This window comes from Pseudovibrio exalbescens (assembly GCF_028737195.1).
Taxonomy (GTDB): Bacteria; Pseudomonadota; Alphaproteobacteria; order Rhizobiales; family Stappiaceae; genus Pseudovibrio; species Pseudovibrio zosterae.
In genome coordinates this window covers 326,866-348,560 of record NZ_JAQZAJ010000005.1, presented here as the reverse complement: position 1 = coordinate 348,560, position 21,695 = coordinate 326,866, and the positions used below count along the sequence as shown (strand labels likewise).

Sequence of the window (21,695 nt, the reverse complement as noted above, 5' to 3'; positions counted from 1 at the left end):
TATCACTATTTGTTTATTGGCGTTTGCACTATACTTTTTCAGTGCTTCCTTAATCGCTCCTATTGCCTACCAACCCCCGGCCTGTCAACAATCACGGTGCTGATTCAGTAGGTTTTGGGGCAACTCAGCCACAGGCTGGGATAAAAAAGGACAACTTCACAGATGAACAGGATGAAAGCAGTTCTTGCAGCGGCCGCTGCCTTTGTAACCTTTGGCATGACCTCTGCGGGTGCCGCCGAGTTGCCAGACTTGGGTGGTCGGACCGTGGTCGCCGTGACGGAGAACGCTTATGCGCCGCTGAATTTTGCGGATCCTGCCACAGGTGAAGGCATCGGCTGGGAGTACGATGCTTTCAACGAGATTGCGAAACGCCTGAACCTCAAGGTCGACTGGCGGCTGTCTTCTTGGGACACGATGATCGAATCTGTTCGTCAGGGCCAGTTCGATGTGGGCATGGACGGCATCACCATTAACGAAGAAAGAAAAAAGCGCGTCGATTTCTCCGAGCCCTACATGACTTCCGAGATGTTCATGCTCGTGCGTGCAGATGAAAATCGATTCGATGACGCAGAAAGCTTTGCCGCCAAACCAGACCTGCTGGTGGGGGCTCAAACCGGTACTACGAATTTTTACACAGCTGTTTACTCAGTGCTTGATGGCGACGAGAGCAATCCGCGCATCAAGCTGTTCGAAACCTTTGGCGCATCTGTCATGGCATTGCGGGCACAAGACGTAGACACGGTATTGATGGACGCAACATCAGCGCGTGGCTACATGGGCGCTTCTCCGAACAGCTTCAAGGTGGTCGGTGGTCCGCTGGGCTCAGAGAATTTTGGGTTCATTTTCACGCCAGGGTCCGACCTTGTTGAGCCGGTGAATGCAGCGATTCAGAGCATGCGCGAAGATGGAACACTTGATGCGCTCAACAAAAAGTGGTTCTACGAGTACAACTCGCAGCACTGAGCGCTGACCCGCGATTGTTTCTAGCAACATCTTGAGGACAGCATCGCCATGAAAGTGGCCGTGCTGTTTTCTTTTGAGCTCTTTGGATCAAATATGCCTCAAGCCAAAAAACGCGAACTTCCCATCTGGCTCCTTGTCGCCATTCTGCTGGCCGTTGTGTTTTTCTGGCTCATAACAACCAATGGGCAATACGCCCAGATCCTGAACACGCTCCAAAAGGGCATCGGCGTCACACTTTTCGTGACGTTCGTTTCGTTCGCTCTTGCTTGCATTCTGGGGCTTGCCGTCGCCATGGCGCGGGGCGCGCGTAGCAGAGCCATCCGTGAGATAGCAACGTTCTATACCGAGATCGTGCGCGGTGTTCCGATCCTTGTTCTCCTGTTCTACATTGCGTTCGTTGGCGCCCCGCAATTGGTTGCGCTTTACAACTTCGCAATGAGCCCTTTTATTGACGCCGGTGTGATCGAGAAGCTGCTGGTACGCGACCTCTCTATGACGTGGCGTGCCATTATCGCGCTGACAATAGGCTACTCTGCTTTTATCGCGGAGATATTCCGGGCCGGTATTGAAAGCGTGTCATCCGGCCAGGTAGAGGCTGCAAGAGCGCTTGGCCTAAGTCGGTGGCAGACATTCCGCTTCGTTGTATGGCCCCAAGCGCTGAAGAACATTCTGCCGCCGTTGGGGAACGATTTTGTCGCCATGATCAAGGACAGCGCCTTGGTGTCTGTACTGGGTGTTCAGGATATTACCCAGCTTGGAAAGATCTATTCGTCCTCCACTTTCCAGTTCTTTGAAACCTACAACGTGGTGGCGTTCCTTTATCTCACCATGACGGTATCCCTGTCACTGTTCGTAAGGGCTCTGGAGAACCACCTGAAGCGCAGCCACACCAACCAACAGAATTGACCGCGAAAGGGAAAAGCCCGGCATGAAACCGGGCTCTCCTCATATCTAGCTTGTGTTTTGGGCGGCGTTATTGTGCCAGTGACTTTCCGGCACAGCGCAGGTCTTCGCAGGCTTCACCAAGGCGCTCAATGATGCCTTGCTCACCAGCGCGCAGCCATTTGCGCGGATCGTAGAGCTTCTTGTAGGGCGTACCGTCTTCCGGGTCGATCTGATATTTGAAAGCCGCAGCGTTTTTCTCAACATACGCACCAACTGGGTTTGCAAAGGCAAACTGTGTGTCGGTGTCGATGTTCATCTTGAAGACGCCGTAGTTGAGGCTCTCTGCGATCTTGTCTTTGTCAGAGCCAGAGCCGCCGTGGAACACCAGTGCCAGCGGGTTCTCAGGCAGATTATGGGTCTCGGCGACCAGCTTTTGGCTTTCACGCAGAATTTCTGGACGCAATTTAACGTTGCCCGGCTTGTAAACGCCGTGAACATTACCGAATGACGCGGCAACGGAGAAGTGACCCAACTTGTTCAGGCGGTCATAGGCCTGCAGGACATCTTCAGGCTGAGTGTACAGCTTGGGATTGTCTGCGCCGATGTCTTCATCAGAACCGATGCCATCTTCTTCGCCACCAGTCACGCCGAGTTCAATTTCAAGGCTCATCTGCAGCGGTGCCATCATCTTCAACAGGCGCTCGCTCTCGGAAAGGTTGTCCTCAATGCTCTCTTCGGAAAGGTCGAGCATGTGAGAGGAAAACAACGGCTTGCCGGTGTCCTTGAAAAACTGTTCGCCGTGCTGGATCAGAGCTTCAAGCCATGGCACCAGCTTGCGGTTGGCGTGGTCTGTATGCAGGACCACTGCCACGCCGTAGTGTTCGGCCAGCAGGTGGACGTGGCGAGCAGCGGACACTGCGCCCAGAACCTTCGCTTGGAAAGCATCTTCCATGCCGAGGCCAGCGTAAAACTGAGCGCCACCGTTGGAGAGCTGAACAATGATGTCTGATTTGTTTTTTGCAGCTGCCTCAAGAACAGCATTTATGGAGTTGGTGCCAACCACGTTGACGGCTGGCAGAGCGTATTTTCCTTCTCGGCACGCATCGATAAGGGTTTTGTAGTCTTCACCGAAGACAACACCAGGCTTAAGCTTTCCCATGATTGATTTGCTCCCGAGGTTAGCTGTTATCTAGGTCTTGCATATAGTCAAACGTGCCTGCAAAAACAGGTGTGTACGGCCTTTGCCGTGTGCGCGTACCCTAATGGTAGTCATTGGTGTGAGCAACTGAAACAGGTTACGCGCAGCAGTACACTAATCGATTTTAAAAAAGTTATCCTGCGGAAATTGGGTGTGAAAACAGTGCCCCGTGCAATTGCGCGAAAGGTTATCTGGCTGGCGCAGCGCTATGCAACTCTCAGGTATTCTTCAACCACCGACGCCAATCGGCGCACTCTTGATCCTGCCTGCAAGAACCTCTGCAATATGGCGTAGTTCCACGCCAGACCCGAGTGCTTTCAAGGGGCCGGACAGGCTCATGAGCATGCCGAGATCTTCGGCCACAAAAAGCCCTGCACCAGAACGGTGAATACGGCGGGCAAGCCCGTTGATCTGTTTTTTGTCAGAGAGCAGCGCTTTGGCGTTTGCCGGGTCTGAGCCAATGTCTGGGAAATCCATCAGCTCGACACCTTCAAGGCTGGCCAGCAGATGACGTCCCGGCGTATCGCTGCCAAACAGAGTGGGCCGATGGCTGGTGGCCAAATAAGCAAGGCGTCCATGATAGGCACCAAACGGTCTTTCAGGGCGATAGTGATCCCAAAGAAACTGAGTGAGGGAATAGATCCGCGGCGCAGAATTCCCAGCAGCTGCGGCCTCAAGCGAGCGCGCACAAGTGTGCGATATCGCGACCACCACGTCATACTCAGCGAATCTGGCCAGTGCATCCGAAGCCATGTCTTTTGCACTGTCGGCCTCCCCGGAAGTCTCTGCGGTAAAGCCGCAGCAGCTCTGGCCGCGCGGCATGCCAAGCCTACAGCCCGTCTTCTCCAGCAGATCCAGTGCGGCCTGAACAATCTGCGGCCTGAACGTATCTGCAAGACAAGTGGAGAAAAGCCCGACATGAGGGCTGGGAGCATTCGACATGGGTAAGCTTGTGGCTTGTTTGCTAAAGACGTGTGATCGTAACACAGCAGACAGTCCGCCGGAACGAAAAGAGGGGGCCGCCAGCCCCCTCATGATCACATATTCAAGGCTTTGCCAAGCTTATTTGGTCGTACCGTCCAGATTGTACTGGTTGAGATACGCGATCACGTTTTCAATGTCTGCGTCCTTGCGAAGGCCCGCAAATGCCATTCGGCCCTTCGGTATCACATCCTTTGGCTTGCGCAGGTATGCAGACAACGTTTCCATGTCCCACACGCGGCCTTCTTCTTTGCCAGCCAACAGTGGTTTTGAATACCGATAGCCATCAATATGGCCCCAGCCAGCGCCAACAACGCCGTTGAGTACCGGGCCGACTTTGTTTTTCGCGTCCTCTCCAACGGCGTGGCAAGCTTGGCACTTGCGGAATACCTTTTCACCTGCTCCTGGATCGCCTTCAGCCATGGCCGAGGTTGCGGCCAGCGCAACACCAAACGATACCAGCGCGCCTACAAGTCTCTTCATTCGGACAAATCTCCCTCGATTGTCGGGCAGTCTGGGACTGCCCACTCCACTAAACCTTTAAGAACTCTTCTAAAGGTGCCACCACTTTCCCTTTAAGGTAAGCGGAATGGATGACGACATGTTGTCGCAGATTTAGAACGGCTCAAATCAAAAACAAGCCTACTTGATCGAATTGCCGATCTCCGGGAGGTCCGCATCCCAATAGGGACGGGGGCTGTAGAGCGTGGCAAGGAACTCCACAAAAGCCCGAAGCTTTGCAGGAACGAAATGGCGAGATGGGTAGACAGCCTGAAGGGCAATGTGCCGAGAAGCGCGATAAACCGGCAGTATGGCGACCAGTTTTCCCTGCCGGAGCTCTTCTCCCACATCCCACGTGGAGCGAAGGGCAACGCCAACCCCCGCCAATACCGCCTCGCGAACTACTTCACTTGAGTTGGTGCGCAGCGGACCACGGGAGTGAACGGTAACATCTCCTTCTGGTCCTTCCAGCCGCCAAAGCTCCTGCTGGGTCGCAGCCAGACACACATGGTTTTCCAGAAGATCTTCGAGAGAATACACCGGTCCATGACGCTCCAGATATCCCGGCGCTGCACAGAGAATCCGGTGTATCGGAGCTAGCCGCCTGGCAACGAGGCTGGAATCTTCCAAATGCCCGATACGGATCGCCACATCATACCCCTCCCCAACAATGTCCACGAAGGTGTCTGAGAGATCGAGCTGCAGGGTAACTTCCGGGTGGTTCAACAAGAACTGGTTCAGATGCGGGGCAATGTGCATGCGCCCAAATGATGTGGGTGCCGAGACGCGCAGCAGGCCTTGAACAGCTGACGACCGGCGGGAGACATACGCCTCCGCTTCATCTATGGAAGCCAGAATCTCGAGTACCCGCTCATAGTAGCCTTGCCCAGCCTCCGTGAGAGCGATCTGCCGCGTTGTTCGTTGCAACAGACGAGTGCCGAGCCGCTGTTCAAGCTTGCTGAGCTTTTTTGAAACAACCGCTGGCGAAAGCCCGAGTTCACGCGCTGCTGCCGACATGCCGCCGCTTGCAACCACGTGCGTGAAAATCTCCATTTCAGAAATAGTGCTCATTCTCTCTTACGGGCTCACTAATTCTCTCAGGGAAAGAGTAGTTCGACATTATTGCTATATCGGCATGTATTGCTTTGTGCCACATTTACGGGAAACTACCAAAACGAAAACGAAGGGCCATTTAAGAGCCACAGGGGACAAAGACACGCGCACTGGGAGGAAGCCCATGTCCGGCATTGCCATGCCAAAGCCCTCTGAAAAGCTGCTCCGAAACAAGATGAAAATTGTGCAGGACTTGCAGCAGATCATCCCGGGAGAGGGGGTGATTTCGGAGGAAGTTGAACTTCGGCCATATGAAACTGATGCGCTGACAGCGTACCGTCAGCTGCCGCTGGCCGTGGTCCTGCCAGAGACTGTTGATCAGGTCTCCAGAGTTCTCAAGTATTGCTATGATAACGATGTGAAAGTGGTTCCTCGTGGCGCAGGGACTTCGCTTTCTGGCGGCGCACTGCCGTTGGCTGATGGCATCCTGATGTCCATGATGAAGTTTAATCAGGTGCTCGATATCGACTTCGAGAACCGCGCCGTTGTGGTCCAGCCCGGTGTGACCAATCTGGGTATTACGCATGCGGTCCAACATGAAGGGTTCTACTACGCACCAGACCCGTCCTCTCAGATAGCTTGTTCCATCGGTGGCAACATTGCCGAGAACTCTGGAGGCGTGCATTCGCTGAAGTATGGCCTCACGACCAACAACGTGCTGGGGCTGGAAATGGTGCTTATGACTGGCGAGATCATTCGCCTTGGCGGCAAGCATCTGGATAGCGAAGGCTACGATTTTCTGGCGCTGATGACCGGCTCGGAAGGGTTGCTGGGCGTTGTGACCGAAGTCACCGTTCGCATCCTGCAGAAGCCGGAGACTGCTCGTGCCGCACTGATCGGGTTTCCGACCTCAGAAGAAGCGGGGCAGTGCGTAGCGGAGATCATCGGTGAAGGCATCATTCCAGGTGGTATGGAGTTGATGGACAAGCTCGCCATCGATGCGGCAGAGGACTTTGTTCATGCAGGCTATCCTCTAGATGTGGAAGCCCTAATGATTGTTGAGTTGGATGGGCCGGAGGCGGAGGTAGATTACCTGCTTGATCGGGTCAGCGCCATCGCCACAGCCAACAACTCCACCTACCTGCGTGTTTCGCAGAGTGAAGAGGAGCGCAACACCTTCTGGGCGGGTCGGAAGGCCGCTTTCCCCGCAGTGGGCCGCATTTCACCAGATTACCTTTGCATGGATGGCACCATTCCACGGAAGGCTTTGCCCGAAGTTTTGCGCCGTATGCAGGATCTGAGTGTGAAGCACGATCTGCGCTGCGCCAACGTCTTTCATGCCGGAGACGGCAACCTGCACCCTTTGATCCTGTATGATGCAAACAAGCCGGGAGAGCTTGAAGCAGCAGAAGCCTTTGGGGCGGATATCCTGCGTCTATGCGTGGAGGTCGGGGGGGTGCTGACCGGTGAACATGGCGTTGGCATTGAGAAACGTGATCTGATGCCAGAAATGTTCACGGAAGATGATCTCAAACAGCAACAACGGGTGAAGTGCGCTTTTGATGAAAAGCAGCTTTTGAACCCAGGAAAGGTGTTTCCTGTGCTGCATCGCTGCGCAGAGTTGGGCCGCATGCATGTTCACAAAGGGCAGCTGCCGTTCCCCGACATACCTCGGTTCTAATCAGCTGAAAAACAGAAAATCGGCTTTGGGAGGTCGACAATGGGAGAAAGCTTCAGGCCCAAGAACGCGGCCGAGCTGGAAGAACTGGTGAAGTGGGCAGCTGCCGAACGCGAACCGCTCGAAGTGGTGGGTACCGGCACGAAAACAGCGCTGGGAAGGCAGGTGCAGGGCGCACATACACTGGCGCTTTCGGAGTTGAAAGGCATTGTCGACTATGAGCCCTCCGAACTCGTTTTGACCGCAAAGGCGGGCACGCCTCTCGCGGAGATTGAGAGCCTTCTTGAAAGCGAAGGCCAGGAACTTGCCTTTGAACCCGTAGATTATGGTCCAGTGCTGGGCGGGGAAGTGGGAAAGGGCACCTTCGGCGGTGCTCTGGCGGCCAACCTCGCGGGCCCGCGCCGCCTCAAGGCTGGTGCCGCGCGCGATCATGTGCTTGGCTTGCAAGCGGTGGCCGGTCGCGGAGAGCTGTTCAAGGCAGGCGGGCGCGTGGTCAAAAATGTAACGGGCTACGATCTGGCCCGAGCATTTTGTTCTTCCTGGGGCACGCTTGCCGTCGCCTCTGAAATCACCGTCAAAGTGGCCCCAAAGGCCGCGCAAGAAAAAACACTCTGCCTGTTTGGGCTGGATGGCCAGCAGGCCACAAACGCCATGTCGGCGGCCATGGGGTCTTCTGCTGAGGTTTCCTCTGCGGCCTACATTCCACCAGCGCTGGCAGCCTCTGTGAAAGGCGAGTTTGCGGGGACCCAAAGCGTCACAGCTCTCCGACTTGAGGGCATTCCTGCTTCCGTCGAATATCGCATTGGTACCTTGAAGCGAGAACTCTCTGGCTTTGGGGCCATCGATGTGCTGGAAGCGGATGGCTCGAGAAAGCTATGGCGCTCACTACGTCAGCTGGATGCGTTCACGGGAAGCCAGACGACCCTTTGGCGTGTCTCGGTTGCGCCTACAAACGCCGAGAGTTTCATCTCCGGCCTGTCTCAGGATGCTGTGGTGCTTCGCGATTGGGCTGGAGGCTTGCTTTGGGTCAGTGACCCCGCCGAAAACGACGGTACTGCGTTGCGTGAGGCCTTAAGAAAATGCGGCGGAGGGCATGCCACTCTGGTGCGCGGCAGTCCAACCTTGAGGGCTAGTGCGGAAGTTTTCCAACCGCTCGATCCCGGTCTTGCGGCCCTGACCCGTCGCTTGAAGCAACAATTTGATCCGCATGGGATACTGAATCCCGGGCGCATGTATCCGGGAGTCTAGGTCATGCAAACCAACTTTACCCCCGAGCAGCTGCAAGACCCTCATCTAGCGGAATCTGAGAAGATCTTGCGCAAATGCGTTCACTGCGGATTTTGCACCGCAACCTGTCCCACCTTCACCTTGCTGGGGGATGAGTTGGACAGTCCGCGCGGACGAATTTATCTCATCAAAGACATGCTGGAGAACGATCGCCCAGCGGATACGAAAGTGGTCAAGCACATTGACCGGTGCCTGTCTTGTCTGGCGTGCATGACCACGTGTCCCTCGGGTGTTCATTACATGCATCTGGTCGATCATGCGCGGATGCACATCGAAAAAACCTACAAGCGTCCGTTTCACGACCGGTTGTTGCGGGCAATTCTGGCGCTGATTCTGCCTTTTCCAAGCCGCTTTCGCTGGGCGTTGATTGCTGCCTCCTACATGAAGCCGCTGGGTGGACTGTTCAGCAAGCTAGGCGGACCGTTCCTCCGCCTTGCGGCCATGTTGTCTTTGGCTCCCTCGAAAGCGCCGAAGCCTTCAGCGTTTGCTGGTGCAGAGAAAGTCCCTGCCACCACCGTCAGAAGGGGGCGTGTGGCGATTTTGCAAGGCTGCGCGCAGCCGGTGCTAAAGCCTTCCATCAACGATGCCACCGTGCGGCTGCTCACGCGCATGGGATACGACATTGTGTTCCCCAAAAATGAGGTGTGCTGCGGGGCATTGGTGCATCACATGGGCAAGGAACAGGCATCCCTAGAAAATGCGCGCCGCAACGTGGACGCATGGATAGGCGAGATGGACGGCGATGGGCTGGATGCGATCATCATTACAGCGTCAGGGTGCGGCACCACCATCAAGGACTACGGATTTATGCTTCGAGAAGATCCGGCGTATCGTGCCAAAGCAGACCGGGTGTCTGCAGCTGCCAAGGACATTACTGAGTTTCTCAAAGACAAGGAGCTTGGCCCGCCAGAGCGACAGCCTGCGCTGACTGTTGCCTACCACTCCGCATGCTCAATGCAACATGGCCAGAAAATAACCCGAGAACCAAAGGATCTGCTCAGAGCCGCTGGGTTCACGGTCCAGGATGTACCAGAAGGGCATTTGTGCTGTGGCTCTGCGGGGACCTACAACATTCTGCAGCCAGAAATCGCCGTGAAACTGCGAGATCGCAAGCTGGCAAATATTGCACGCACAGATCCAGACCTTATTGCGACCGGTAATATTGGCTGCATCACTCAACTTGGCGTTAAGGCAGGCGTTCCGGTCGTTCACACCGTCGAGTTGTTGGACTGGATTTATGGAGGTCCAGCACCCGAAGGACTGGAGGCCTGACTTGTGGTTCTGGGTAGCGCGCACTAACTTTAAACGAATAACAATCGTGTTTATTCGGATAACAAGGCGCCCATCATGTCAGCTGCCGGACAAAACACTGCCGTTGTCAGTTTAGGCATTTCATGCCAAAGCGCACGACAGATAAGAACACACGTCGAGCTGATTTCGAGCCTCATTGGCGAGCCCGTGCAGCACGTATCCCACTTTTTTGACGGCTTGATCACGCCGCCGGAAGGTCTGGCAAAGTTGCTCGACGATGGCTTTCCGCTCTTTACCCGAGAGCAGATTGAAGAGGGGCCCGGCCACCCAACCTGGCACCCGTATGGCATTCGCTTCTTTCATCATTTTCGCGGTGAAGATGGCATCGCAGACGTCGATCGGTACTTTGAGAACGAGACCTCCCGGTTCAGCTATTTAAAGAAACGTTTTCTGGAATTGCGGAACGCGCAGCATCTGCTGTTCGTGCTTTCAAACTCTCAGAACAATCTGGATGAGGTCGCGGAAGAAACGGAACTTGGCCCGTTTCATTTCGAGCAGCGACATCTTGAAGAGCTGAAAGCGAGCCTGCGCGCCTTTTTTGCTAAAGACTACGACCTGCTTGTGGTGTCACACGAGGAAAAGGTCGTGGATGTGGAGTATGACCACCTGCACATCCTTGAGCCAGATTCAAGCGAATGGACCGGAGATAAACGCCAATGGGCTGAGGTGTTCCGCAAACACCTGACGATACATGAGACGCTGAACTTTGTTTGAAGCAGCGTCTCTTGCCATCCCGCAGTTAATCTACTGAACGATGACAGTCGCGCCGACCGGTATCTGGGTGTAGAGCTCCATGACATCTTCATTGCGCATGCGGATGCAGCCGGAAGAAACGGCCTGACCGATGGTCCAAGGTTCGTTTGACCCATGGATTCGGTAGAGGGTTGAGCCTAGGTAAAGCGCGCGCGCACCCAGTGGGTTCTTAGGGCCGCCGGGAACAAAACGGGGCAGATCAGGGCGGCGCTGCAGCATGGACTCCGGCGGCCGCCAGTCTGGCCACTCCGCTTTCCGTGTCACCTTGTGTGTTCCAGCCCATTCGAAGCCTGGACGACCAACGCCAACCCCATAGCGGCGCGCTTTTTTGTTCGGCAACACATGGTAGAGGTAACGGGCGTTCGTATCGATGATGATCGTTCCCGGCTTGTAATTTCCGGTATAGTTAACCGTCGTTGGCAGATACTTAGAGGGAATTTGGCGGCGCTGCGGTTGCGCAAAGCTTCGCTGCTGCGTCGGCGGCGGGGTCGCAACGATTTGGCGCTGCCTCTGGTTGAAAACGCGATTGCTCTGTGGCGCGATTTGCATGACCCACGGATCAGATAGGTTTGGGCTTAGAACTGGTGGCGGAGCAGAAGCGCGCGGTGTGAACTCAGCATGAGCTGAAAACCCCAATGTCAGCGCGGTAAAACCCGCAGAAAACGCCAAACAGATTTGTCCAAAGCGGATCATCAGTGTTCCCCAAAGCTGCAGCAACTACCCATAAGCTAAACGCCAACTAGAAACCATGGGTTAAGAGCGCAAGTATATCTCCGCAGATATTTAGCCATGGTAAATAAGAGGTAAACTATTAATAGTTTAGCCTTTATTGAATAGTTTAGCTCCATGTTATATGAAGTGCGCAATTGAGGCGTAATTCTTGTGCGCATCAACAGGCAAATCGGCGGTCCCTCCGTGAAGAAATCAATTCTTAAGGGGGCGCTGATTAGCCTTCAGAAAACTGGTGTGATTCGAGGTTTTGGTGGTCCTGGGGCGACTCGATTGAGTTGTAGGCCAAAGATATCCTCGGAAAAAGTGTGGTGCACTAAGCGCTATTGCTGAGACTGAAGGGAAGTCTGGAGTGGGAATGGTAGTTGCAAGACGGGCGTATCGCGCTGAAGCCCATTTCGATCGCAGCATGGGCGATGACGCTGACATTGGTGTAGGCGATACTTTGCGGCACCGCGAAGTCATGCGTGAGCTGGCTGAACTGAAGACGTTAATTCAGCCGCAGCCGGATGCGGGCACCATCTCTGAACACCTCACGAGTGCACTTCGTCAAGAACTTGGCGAAGCCGCGAAGTTGAAGGTGGAGCTGGATGCCATCCACGATGCGATTGCGAAGACGAAAACCGAAATCGCGGCGTTGCATCGCAAAGCGGCTCAAAACGAGCCAGCCCGCAGCCACGTAGCCAATGAGCTCGACGCTATCGTGCGGGGCACTGAAGGGGCGACCGAGCAAATTCTGGGTTCTGCGGAACACATTGATGAAATTGCTGCGACGTTGGGAGGTTTCATTCCTGACGAGCATCAGGGGATGGTGAATGACATTCAGGAACGAGTGATCACCATTTTCGAGGCCTGTAACTTTCAGGATCTCACCGGCCAGCGCATCACCAAGGTGGTGGCAACGCTCTCCTTCGTGGAAGAGCGCATCATCCGTATGATGGAAATCTGGGGTGGGCTGGAGAGCTTCAAGGATGTTGAGGTGCCGGAAGAGCCGCCAAAGGATGAAAATGAGGCCCTGCTTCATGGTCCATCTTTGGATGGCGAAGAAGGTGTTGTCTCTCAGGACGATATCGACGCACTGTTTGCTTAATTAAGCACGATTTGAGGCTTCAACAGGGATGAGATGCTCATTGTTGTTGAAGCCTTTCCTTTTTGTGTTAGAACAAAAAATGAACAAAAGGCGGGGGAGCAAGAGGATGTCTGAGATTGAAGAGGCACCGAAGGGATTGCTGCGCGGTGAAGATGGTGTGTGCACCTGCTGGTGGCATGGGGGCGATCCATTTTACAAGGACTACCACGACAAGGAGTGGGGGCGGCCTGTCTTCAACGATCAACGCCTTTTTGAGAAGATTTGTCTCGAAGGATTCCAGTCAGGTCTCTCGTGGATCACGATCCTAAGAAAGCGGGAGAACTTTCGCTCTGCATTCGCTGCCTTCGACTTTGAGAAAGTTGCCCTGTTCGATGAAAACGATGTCGAGCGTCTCGTTCACGATGCGGGGATCGTCCGCCATCGCGGCAAGATCAACTCCACCATCAATAACGCCAAGCGTGCTCTGGAGCTGCGGGAAGAATTTGGTTCGCTGGCCAAGTACTTCTGGTCATGGGAGCCCGGTGCCGATGAGCGGCCTGAAAAAGCTGACTATGAAGCCCTCTCAGCACTCGGCAAGACAGTCACCTCCACAAAGCTGTCCAAGGACTTGAAAAAGCGTGGCTGGAGCTTCGTAGGCCCGACCACCGTTTATGCGTTCATGCAGGCCATGGGCATGGTCAATGACCATGTGGAAGGGTGTGCCTTTCGTGAAGTGGTTGAGGCGGCGCGGTCTGCAGCCGAGCGCCCATAATGACGCTGCGCTCCAGCTATCGCTCAAGCAAAAGCCGCCCCGAGGCGGCTTCTACTGGTATCCAACTAAACCTCGACCTCAGATGAAGGTCCGCAGCTAACTGGAGACCCGCTTTTTAAGTGGGTCGAACAGCGGATTTTCGGTGGTAAAGACATAATCCAGCCCAGCAACGCTGACCAATGGCGCACCCTTGGCACGCAGCCAGCCAGCCACCTCGGCCACAGCCTTTGACGGGCAATGTAGGGTAAGAACGGCATCCTTCGCGCTTTCAAAAGGAGCGCTGCAGCCGAACTTCTCAACGGCTTGCTTGGCAACGCTTTCTGCATCTTTCACGGTGCAGCGTACTTCCTTGAGCTTCTGCGCTTCATCTTGTGCGGCGATTTGGTCAAGGACCTGCCGGGCAACCTCAAGGTTTTGCGAAGACCAACGCGCTGTCAGAGACGCAACAAGGTGGGCCTGTGACTGCATCATCACGCCGTCCTCGGGCACCTTCAGCGCATTTGCCTCCAACGTTGAGCCAGTGGAGGTAATGTCCACGATCATCTCGGCTGAGCCTGCAGCCGGAGCCCCTTCCGTTGCGCCTGCACTCTCGACAATCCGGTAATCCAGAATGCCGTGGCTGGCAAAAAACTGCCGCGTGATGTTCACATACTTGGTTGCAATGCGCATGCGGGAACCGTGGCGGGCGCGGAAGTCAGACGCCACATCTGCCAAATCGGCGATGGTCGTTACATCAATCCATGCTTTTGGCACGGCGATCACAACATCAGCATGGCCGAAGCCAAGCGGTGTGACGATATGCGTTTTTTCTTCCGGGCGGTCGATGTTCTCGCGAACAAGATCTGTCCCGGTAATGCCAAAGTGCACGGTCCCAGCGGCGATCTCACGCGCAATTTCGGAGGCGGAAAGGAAAGCGATCTCGAGACCGTCGATGCCTTTGATGTTCCCCCGGTAGTTGCGTTCACCGCCCGGACGTTCGATTTTCAGGCCTGCTTTGGCGAAAAAGGCCTCTGTCTTTTCTTGAAGCCGCCCTTTGGAGGGCAGTGCAACGATCAAATTCTCACTCATCGATTTGCCCTCTCTCAGATGCGATCCAGCCAGGTGGTGAAGCCAACCGCTGGCACCGGCTTTGGCGCGCCGAGCAACTCCACCAGCTTGTCATAGCGGCCTCCGCCCATGAACTGGCCAAGATGTGCGGTGCGCTTGGCGTGCATTTCGAAGACGAAGCCGGTGTAGTAGTCAAGCCGACGACCGAAATCGCCGGAATACTCCAGCTGGGAGATATCAATGCCACGCTCGGCCATCAGGTCCGTACGTTTCGCGAGCCGCTGAATGGAGGCATCAAGTTCCAAGCCAGTTTCCCGAGAGAAGGCATGCAGCGTTTCAACAGCGCGGTCCGGCGGTGGGCCGGAGATGTCGAGATAGGCCTTCAGGCGTCCGAGCGCATCCTTGTCGACACCGGACCCAGAACGGAGCGCGGCCTGTTCCATGAAACGCTCGGCGATTTCGTGAGCCGTGCGCCCCCCAACAGCAGCAACGCCTGCGATGGAGAGCAGATCTTCCACCACGGCCACAGCCGCTTCCGGATCCTGTCCTTCCATGGCGGCCAGCAGGCCAAGCTTGCCTTCAGGCGCGGTTTCATCGCCCGTCATGCGTTCGATCACCGCATCAAGGCTTGGGCGGGTGCCAAACACATCTCGCAATCGGCGTTGCCAAACCGTTGGAATTTCGAGTGCTTTAAGAACCGCGACAAACAGACCCTCATCACCAATGCGCACCCGGTAGTCTTCCGCATTCAGAAGCTCTGCTGCTTCCAGAGCGAGGCTCAGCATGTCCGCGTCAGCCTGCTCTTCATCGGTGCGGCCAATGGACTCCACCCCTGCTTGCAAGGTTTCACCGCTTGTGCCAGCGCGCTGACGGAACACCGGACCGGCATAGGAGTAGGCGGCAACGCGATCTGACGCTCCGCTCTGCAGGTAATGTCGTGCAACGGGTATGGTGAAATCGGGCCGCAAACATAGTTCATGACCATCCTCACCATGTGTGAGGAACAGGCGTCGACGCAGGTCTTCGCCGACCAGATCAAGGAACGTTTCAGCAGGCTGCAACAGAGGAGGGGACACCTCCTCATAGCCTGTCGATGTGAACAGTCGGCTCAATGCCGTGATGCGTGCGTCGCCCGAAGTCATGTGCTCAGCTCTCGCGTTCTTTTTGTCGGTCTTCTTCCTGAGACTTCAAAAGCTTCAGGACTTCCTCGACCAGGTTTTCCGTCTTAACAGCGAACTGTGCCGGACGGCTCTCCCGCCAGGTCTTGTTGTCTTCAATTTCTTCAGAAAGACGCTTGCCTTCGATCAGATCCTTGATCTGAACTTCGCCGGTTTCGCGCTCCTGAGAGCCTTGGATGATGGCGCAAGGGGAGTTGCGTTTGTCTGCATACTGCAGCTGCTTGCCGAACTGCTTGGGGTTGCCTTGGAACATTTCGGCACGAATGCCTGCGTCCCGCAGCTCCTGCACCATGCGCATATAGTGGGCGAGACTTTCCGTATCGCGATCCATGACGCATACAACAACTGGGCCCACGATTTGCTCGTCACCCAGCTTGCCCAGCACCTTGAGCGCAGCCATCAGGCGGGAAACACCGACGGAGAAGCCGGTGGAAGGTACAGGCTGGCTCATGAAGCGAGAGACCAGGCCATCATACCGGCCGCCGCCACCAACGGAACCAAAGCGGACCGGATTGCCCTTTTCGTCTTTCACCTCGAAAGTCAGCTCCGCTTCATAGACCGGACCTGTGTAGTATTCGAGACCGCGAACCACGGAAGGGTCGATCAGAACACGGCCATCAGAGTAGCCAGAGGCATCGAATAGAGCTGCCATCGTGGCCAGTTCTTCAACGCCTTCTGCGCCAACGGCGCTGTCTGCAATCAGCTTGCGCAGGTTGTCGATTGTGCCAGAGGCCGTATCGGCACCTGCCTCCACAAACGCCAGCACAACATCTGCCGCTTTCTCATCAAGGCCTGCGCCCTTGGTAAAGTCGCCGCTCTCATCTTTGCGGCCTTCACCGAGCAGCAAGCGAACGCCTTGGACGCCAAGTCGGTCGAGTTTGTCGACGGCGCGCAGAACCGTCAGACGGCGCTCTGCATGTTCGTCACCAGCAAGGCCGATAACTTCCATCACACCATCAAGCACCTTGCGGTTGTTGACGCGAATGATGTAATCGCCCCGCGCGATCCCCAGGCGTTCCATTGTATCGGAAGCCATCATGCAGATTTCCGCGTCCGCAGAAACGGAGGGCGCGCCGATGGTGTCCGCGTCAAACTGCATGAACTGGCGGAAGCGGCCCGGCCCCGGCTTTTCATTGCGGAATACATATCCAGCGCGGTAGCTGCGATATGGCTTTGGAAGATGGTCAAAGTTTTCAGCCACATGACGGGCGAGGGGCGCGGTCAGGTCATACCGCAGGCTCATCCATTGCTCATCGTCATCCTGCAGCGAGAAAACGCCTGCGTTCGGGCGGTCCTGATCAGGCAGGAATTTTCCAAGCGCATCCGTATATTCGAACTGTGGGGTTTCAACAGGTTCAAAACCGTAGAGCTCATAGGTCTCCTTGATGACCTTGAGCATGCGATCCATTGCCAGAAGCTCAGCAGGCCCCCGGTCCACAAAGCCGCGGGGCAATCTTGCCTTTAGCTTTGCACTCTTTTTCTTTGCCATGAGGGTTACTCATCCCTAGGAACTGTGCGGACTGTTTTAGGCGGCGACTGTAAAGCCACTCGTTAAATGTCTCCTAGACCATACAGGTATCAAGGGCAAGGCAAGAGCGCGCTGGAATCCCGAGTGATTTTATTAAACAGTGCTTGCATTATCGATATTTACAGCTAACGTCCCGCCCAACAAGTGCTCCGCGTTCCGCTGAGAACCTGACGATTTCCAACTGGAGAATTCACGTGTCCGGCTCGACCCTGACCGCAGAAGCGACTTCCAGCAACCTCACTGGTCATAATGCCATTGCTGAGGTGTCCATTGTTCTTCCCACATATAATGAGAGCAAGAACATTCCACTCGTTTTTGAGGCGCTGAAGCAGTGCCTGAAGGGCGTTGCTTGGGAAGTAATTGTTGTTGATGACAATTCCCCAGATGGAAGCGCGGAAGTTGCCAAGAAGATCGGTCAGCAAGACAGCCGAATGCGAGTGATCAGGCGCGTTGGCCGTCGTGGCCTGTCAGGCGCTTGCATTGAGGGCATGCTTGCCTCTTCAGCCAAGTTTGTGGCGGTCATGGATGCCGACCTTCAACACGATGAGACGCTGCTGCCGCGTATGCTCGAAGAGCTTCGAAGCGACCAGCATGATATTGTGATTGCCTCTCGCCATGTGGAAGGCGGGGAGGTTGGCGACGGTCTGTCGGCATTCCGTGAATGGGGATCAAATCTTGCCAACTCACTGGCCCGCCGTTTCCTGAAAGTTGAACTCTCTGATCCCATGAGTGGGTTCTTCATGCTGCGCCGTGAGGCTTTTGAGGAGTTGGTCCCTTCGCTGTCTTCTCAGGGCTTCAAGATCATGTTGGATATCGTGGCCACCTCCAATGGGTCGCTTCGCATCAAGGAACTCCCATTTGTTTTCAGAGAGCGCCTTCATGGAGAGAGCAAGCTGGATACGCTGGTGACCATGGACTATCTCGGCCTGCTTATGGCCAAGTTGTTCCATGATCGTCTGTCCATCCGCTTCCTCATGTTCTCTTTTGTTGGTGCAACCGGTGTTATCGTTCACCTTATCGTTCTAAAAACACTGCTTGCGACACAGATCGCAGAGTTCAGCGCAGCCCAGCTTGTGGCCACTTTCGTGGCCATGACCTCCAACTTCTTTCTCAATAATCGCCTGACCTATCGAGACCGCCGGCTCAAGGGCGCAGCATGGTTCAGGGGGCTATTGACCTTCTATCTTGTCTGTAGCTTCGGCGTTCTCGCCAATGTGGGTGTCGCGGAGCTGATCTACGCTCAACAGCCATTGTGGTGGCTGGCGGGGGCCGCCGGTGCGCTTATGGGGGCTGTGTGGAACTACGTGGCAAGCAAAACGCTCACTTGGCGCCAGAGTTAAAACCACCGTATCGTTTTGGGGGATGACCGGGTGACTGAACGCACGCCTTTGCCTTGGTATCTGCAACCATTCAACCTGATGTTGGTTGTTGCCGCTCTGAGTGTCGCCCGCCTTGCAACGGGCATGAACATCGGCCTTGTAGAAGATGAGGCCTATTATCGGCTCTGGGGGCTATACCCTGCTCTTGGCTATTATGATCACCCGCCCATGGTCGGCTGGTGGATTTGGCTGGGGCAATCCCTCGTGGGCGACACCGCCCTTGGTGTGCGGCTGATCAGCATCTTGAGTGCGGCTATCGGGTCCGTTTTTCTTTGGCGCACTGCAGTTCTGCTCTTCGATGAACGCGTTGCCGGATGGTCGGTCTTGCTTCTCAACGCCAGCATTCTGGTCGGAGTGGGCTCGCTGATCTCTACACCAGATGCCCCTTCCGTGTTGTTCTGGGGCATGGCGTTGTGGGCGCTGGCTGAACTCCACCACTCGCAAAACCCATACTGGTGGCTTGTTGTCGGTGTATGTGCGGGCTTCGGACTGCTCTCCAAATACTCCGTACTCTTTCTCGGCGTGGGTATCGTGCTGTGGCTGCTCTGGGTTCCTCAAAACCGGCGCCACTTCCTCACATGGCAGCTCTGGGCTGGAGGCGCGCTGGCTGTTCTTGTCTTTTCTCCCGTGTTGATCTGGAACGCTAACCACGAATGGATCTCCTTCACCAAGCAGTTTGGCCGGGTCGTCGCGCGAGAGTACACCCTGAAGTATATCGGTGAGTACGTTGGTGCGGTTGCTGGTCTTTTAAACCCGCTGATTTTCATTCTGGCTGTTGCGGGCGCGGTGCCTCTGTTCAAAGGGTTTATGCGAAAAGACAGTGTGGGCAGCCTCTTGCTGCTCACAATTCTTCCGTTCCTCGTCTACCTGACGCTTCACTCTTTTCATTCGCGCGTCCAAGGCAATTGGCCAGCGCCCCTATACCCAACCTTTGCGTTGTTTGCCGCCTTTGCCATAGCGCGTGCTTCCGCCAAGCGCGCAGCATGGCATGAAAAGCTGGCGTTCGGTGCGCTGGGGCTCGGCTTCATCGCTGCATTCCTGGTGTACATCCACGCCCTCTATCCGCTCTATGATGGTTTGGGTCGAAAAGACCCAACGCACCAGTTGCGCGGTTGGCAGGAGATTGGCGCGGCAGTAGAAGAACTGGCCCTTGCATCAGATGCTGAATGGGTAATCACGTCCAGCTACGGTATGACGGGGCAATTGAGCAACGCTCTGAAACGCTCCGGACTTGGCGTCTATCAGTTCAACGAGCGCTTGCGCTATGCAATGATCCCTGAGGGCCTACAAGAGCCCAAGGGCGAGCGCCTGCTCTATGTCGTAGAGGAGCGCCGGGATCGTTCATCGGAGCTGGAGAAATATTTCGAGAAAGTGGAGCGACTCACCGAGATACCCCGCAAAACGGGCAGTGCTCGCATAGAGGGAATCCGCATTTATCTTCTCGAACATCCTGAGGATACTGGTGGTTTTGTGCCGCCACCCCTCAAAAACGAGTGATATGGGAGCTATCACCTTGCGTTATCTCCTCCGTGCGTTTTAATTGAAATGCTCGGACAAGGTGAGTCCGCAAAGGCGGGGCCCCATGAAACGCATACTGCTCACCAGCTTGGAGTTTGGTACAAGCTTCGGTGTGGATCGGGCGATCTGTGATCTGATCATCGCAGGCCGCTTGTCCGCAGTAGGATGCGTTGTGACAGGCGACTTGTGGCAAAAAGAGTTCTATCAGCTGCGTGATGTTGTCTCTTGGGCCGAGCAAAACACCAAGGTCGGTGTCACCATTCGGCTGTCGAAAGGCGCAGCTCCTCTCACGCCGATGGGAGAAAGTGCCTTCGGCGCTCAGTTCCCCTCAAAACTCTGGTACTATATGCGGGCACCATTAAATCTGTTGCCCGATGAGATCTTGGAAGCAGAGATCGCTGCCCAAATTGAGCTGTTTCAACAAATCTACCTCCGTGCGCCCGCATTCATCGCGCTTGATGAGGATTTGATGGCCTTCAGCGCCGTTGCGCAGCGTGTGCTCAACGTTGCATCCTTGATGAAAGTGCCAAAGCCCGCTCTGGTGGGGCCAGCAGGGGATCATGACAAGAATTCACGTTTCCATCGGGCCGCCAAGAAAGCCGGGCTGGAGACTATTTTCTCTGGACCAACTGTGCCAGTTGACGGAGACGAAACCGATCTGCGCGAGTTTTTCTGGCATGGGCTGGACGTTCCCTTTGACCACTCAATGGTTTTTTGTCAGCCGGCTTACTCCGAGAACAAGGGCGACAAGAAAGCGATCAAAGATGAAAATGCCCGCGAGCGCCAACTGCGCTTCTTAAGCAGCGAAGAGTTTCCTTACTTGCTCAACGAAAAAGATATCTTCTTGTTTTAATTGGGCTATTTATCAGAGGGGCAGGTTGCTGTGCGGCATTCATGTGTTTGTGAAGCGAAGCCCGACAAAAAACAGACGGCTTGGGTTGACTAGCATAGCTGAAATAAACAATATCCGGCTGATGCAGTGACAGCCGTCACAGATGTGCAATCTACCAAATTTCGCCACATGTTTGGGTATAACCGACAGGCAATCGTAGACTTGGGCAATTCTCGCGTTCTTCGCAGTTGACGGTAGTCCTTTTGCAGGGCGACATAGGACACAGTGTGACATGCAAGAATTCATAGAGCTTCTGAAACAGGAGCCTGATCTTTCTGTTCTACCAGACGCTTTCTCCGAAGAGCTCTCAAAGATTGTGCAGCCGATGAACGTCAAGTCAGGCACCGTGCTTTTTGAGGCAGGGGATCCTGGCAACGGGTGTTACGCACTTATTGAGGGTACGGTCAAAGTGTCGGTGCTGTCTGTTGACGGCAGTGAGCAGTTGCTTGCGGTTCTGGGTCCGGGCAGTGTGGTCGGTGAGGTCGCCCTTCTTGATGATCGTCCACGCTCCGCGACGGTCACGGCGCTGAAAAACTGCCGGCTTGGATTTATCTCGAAAAATGCCTTCTATCGGTTCGCGGACGACAATCCGGTCGTTTATCGACATATGCTATCAATTGTCGCAGGTCGCCTCCGGAACTCAAATGATGCGCTGGCAGCACGCTCATTTCTGCCGCTGACCGGTCGGGTGGCGCAGACTTTGTTGCAGCTTGCTGAAACCTTCGGCAAGGACCTTGGCGATGACAGAATCCTTATACATTATAAGCTTAGCCAGGCAGAAATCGCGAATATGGCAGGCGGCGCTCGCGAAAACGTTTCCCGAGTTCTGAACAGCTGGAAGAGAGAAGGCACAATAAGCAGGCTCTCTGGTTACTATGCTCTGGAAAAACTAGGTGTGTTACGGGCACAAGCCAAACTTTGATAAGTGAAACTGCTATGACGCAGCGCACAATAATAGTACTATAGTAGTACC

At 55.1% G+C, this 21,695-nt stretch carries 20 protein-coding genes; 12 read left to right on the top strand and 8 right to left on the bottom strand.

From position 1 onward, the window contains the following. Positions 1-162 precede the first annotated feature (162 nt). Both PUV47_RS15740 and PUV47_RS15735 read left to right on the top strand, forming a co-directional pair. Complete coding sequence (locus PUV47_RS15740) at positions 163-963, top strand: transporter substrate-binding domain-containing protein (RefSeq protein WP_274219534.1); 801 nt, start codon at positions 163-165, stop codon at positions 961-963. Positions 964-1,056: 93 nt separating this feature from the next. After that, positions 1,057-1,869, top strand: a complete 813-nt coding sequence (locus PUV47_RS15735; RefSeq protein WP_274219533.1) for an amino acid ABC transporter permease — start codon at positions 1,057-1,059, stop codon at positions 1,867-1,869. Positions 1,870-1,936: 67 nt separating this feature from the next. Here the strand turns inward: PUV47_RS15735 and fbaA are convergent, their stop codons facing one another. From fbaA to PUV47_RS15715, 4 genes are all read right to left on the bottom strand, one after another. Then, the gene (gene fbaA, locus PUV47_RS15730; RefSeq protein WP_274219532.1) at positions 1,937-3,007 is read right to left on the bottom strand and encodes a class II fructose-bisphosphate aldolase; all 1,071 of its coding nucleotides are present in this window, start codon (positions 3,005-3,007) and stop codon (positions 1,937-1,939) included. 267 nt (positions 3,008-3,274) lie between these two features. Beyond that, a complete protein-coding gene (locus PUV47_RS15725) occupies positions 3,275-3,988 on the bottom strand; it encodes a (Fe-S)-binding protein (protein ID WP_274219531.1) in 714 nt (237 codons plus the stop codon). A 120-nt stretch (positions 3,989-4,108) separates the two neighbouring features. Next, entirely contained in the window at positions 4,109-4,510 is a 402-nt protein-coding gene (locus PUV47_RS15720; protein WP_274219530.1) for a c-type cytochrome, read from the bottom strand. A gap of 159 nt (positions 4,511-4,669) precedes the next feature. After that, the gene (locus PUV47_RS15715; protein ID WP_274219529.1) at positions 4,670-5,599 is read right to left on the bottom strand and encodes a LysR family transcriptional regulator; all 930 of its coding nucleotides are present in this window, start codon (positions 5,597-5,599) and stop codon (positions 4,670-4,672) included. Positions 5,600-5,765: 166 nt separating this feature from the next. Here PUV47_RS15715 and PUV47_RS15710 point away from each other — a divergent pair, with 166 nt between their 5' ends. The 4 genes from PUV47_RS15710 (at position 5,766) to PUV47_RS15695 (ending at position 10,571) form a co-directional block, all read left to right on the top strand. Further along, entirely contained in the window at positions 5,766-7,262 is a 1,497-nt protein-coding gene (locus PUV47_RS15710) for an FAD-linked oxidase C-terminal domain-containing protein (protein WP_274219528.1), read from the top strand. Positions 7,263-7,301: 39 nt separating this feature from the next. Then, on the top strand, positions 7,302-8,507 hold the full coding sequence (gene glcE / locus PUV47_RS15705) for a glycolate oxidase subunit GlcE (RefSeq protein ID WP_274219527.1): 1,206 nt from the start codon (positions 7,302-7,304) through the stop codon (positions 8,505-8,507). A 3-nt stretch (positions 8,508-8,510) separates the two neighbouring features. Continuing rightward, positions 8,511-9,818 (top strand): glycolate oxidase subunit GlcF, encoded by a 1,308-nt coding sequence (glcF, locus tag PUV47_RS15700; RefSeq protein ID WP_274219526.1) that lies wholly within the window; start codon positions 8,511-8,513, stop codon positions 9,816-9,818. A 186-nt stretch (positions 9,819-10,004) separates the two neighbouring features. Further along, positions 10,005-10,571, top strand: a complete 567-nt coding sequence (locus PUV47_RS15695; protein ID WP_274219525.1) for a hypothetical protein — start codon at positions 10,005-10,007, stop codon at positions 10,569-10,571. Between the two features lie 30 nt (positions 10,572-10,601). On the opposite strand, the gene PUV47_RS15690 is transcribed toward PUV47_RS15695, so the two are convergent. Next, positions 10,602-11,303, bottom strand: a complete 702-nt coding sequence (locus PUV47_RS15690) for a L,D-transpeptidase (protein WP_274219524.1) — start codon at positions 11,301-11,303, stop codon at positions 10,602-10,604. Between the two features lie 394 nt (positions 11,304-11,697). On the opposite strand from PUV47_RS15690, the gene PUV47_RS15685 reads away from it, so the two are divergent. Together PUV47_RS15685 and PUV47_RS15680 are read left to right on the top strand one after the other, a co-directional pair. Beyond that, positions 11,698-12,429: a protein phosphatase CheZ gene (locus PUV47_RS15685; protein WP_274219523.1), complete on the top strand. Its 732-nt coding sequence runs from the start codon at positions 11,698-11,700 to the stop codon at positions 12,427-12,429. Between the two features lie 106 nt (positions 12,430-12,535). Further along, positions 12,536-13,180 carry a DNA-3-methyladenine glycosylase I gene (locus tag PUV47_RS15680; RefSeq protein WP_274219522.1) on the top strand — a complete coding sequence of 215 codons (645 nt, stop codon included), beginning with the start codon at positions 12,536-12,538 and terminating at the stop codon, positions 13,178-13,180. 96 nt (positions 13,181-13,276) lie between these two features. On the opposite strand, the gene hisG is transcribed toward PUV47_RS15680, so the two are convergent. From hisG to hisS, 3 genes are read right to left on the bottom strand one after another with little or no spacing between them, the layout of a single operon-like run. After that, entirely contained in the window at positions 13,277-14,248 is a 972-nt protein-coding gene (hisG, locus tag PUV47_RS15675) for an ATP phosphoribosyltransferase (RefSeq protein ID WP_274219521.1), read from the bottom strand. A 14-nt stretch (positions 14,249-14,262) separates the two neighbouring features. Next, positions 14,263-15,369: an ATP phosphoribosyltransferase regulatory subunit gene (locus PUV47_RS15670; RefSeq protein WP_274219520.1), complete on the bottom strand. Its 1,107-nt coding sequence runs from the start codon at positions 15,367-15,369 to the stop codon at positions 14,263-14,265. 4 nt (positions 15,370-15,373) lie between these two features. Next, positions 15,374-16,894, bottom strand: coding sequence for a histidine--tRNA ligase (gene hisS, locus PUV47_RS15665; RefSeq protein WP_274219519.1), 1,521 nt, complete (start codon positions 16,892-16,894; stop codon positions 15,374-15,376). 248 nt (positions 16,895-17,142) lie between these two features. On the opposite strand from hisS, the gene PUV47_RS15660 reads away from it, so the two are divergent. The 4 genes from PUV47_RS15660 to PUV47_RS15645 all read left to right on the top strand — a co-directional run bounded on the left by PUV47_RS15660 (position 17,143) and on the right by PUV47_RS15645 (position 21,644). Next, complete coding sequence (locus PUV47_RS15660; protein ID WP_274219587.1) at positions 17,143-18,273, top strand: glycosyltransferase; 1,131 nt, start codon at positions 17,143-17,145, stop codon at positions 18,271-18,273. Between the two features lie 30 nt (positions 18,274-18,303). Further along, positions 18,304-19,809, top strand: coding sequence for a glycosyltransferase family 39 protein (locus PUV47_RS15655; RefSeq protein WP_274219518.1), 1,506 nt, complete (start codon positions 18,304-18,306; stop codon positions 19,807-19,809). 85 nt (positions 19,810-19,894) lie between these two features. After that, positions 19,895-20,683: a ChbG/HpnK family deacetylase gene (locus tag PUV47_RS15650; RefSeq protein WP_274219517.1), complete on the top strand. Its 789-nt coding sequence runs from the start codon at positions 19,895-19,897 to the stop codon at positions 20,681-20,683. Positions 20,684-20,954: 271 nt separating this feature from the next. Beyond that, positions 20,955-21,644: a Crp/Fnr family transcriptional regulator gene (locus tag PUV47_RS15645; protein WP_274219516.1), complete on the top strand. Its 690-nt coding sequence runs from the start codon at positions 20,955-20,957 to the stop codon at positions 21,642-21,644. Positions 21,645-21,695: the final 51 nt, after the last annotated feature.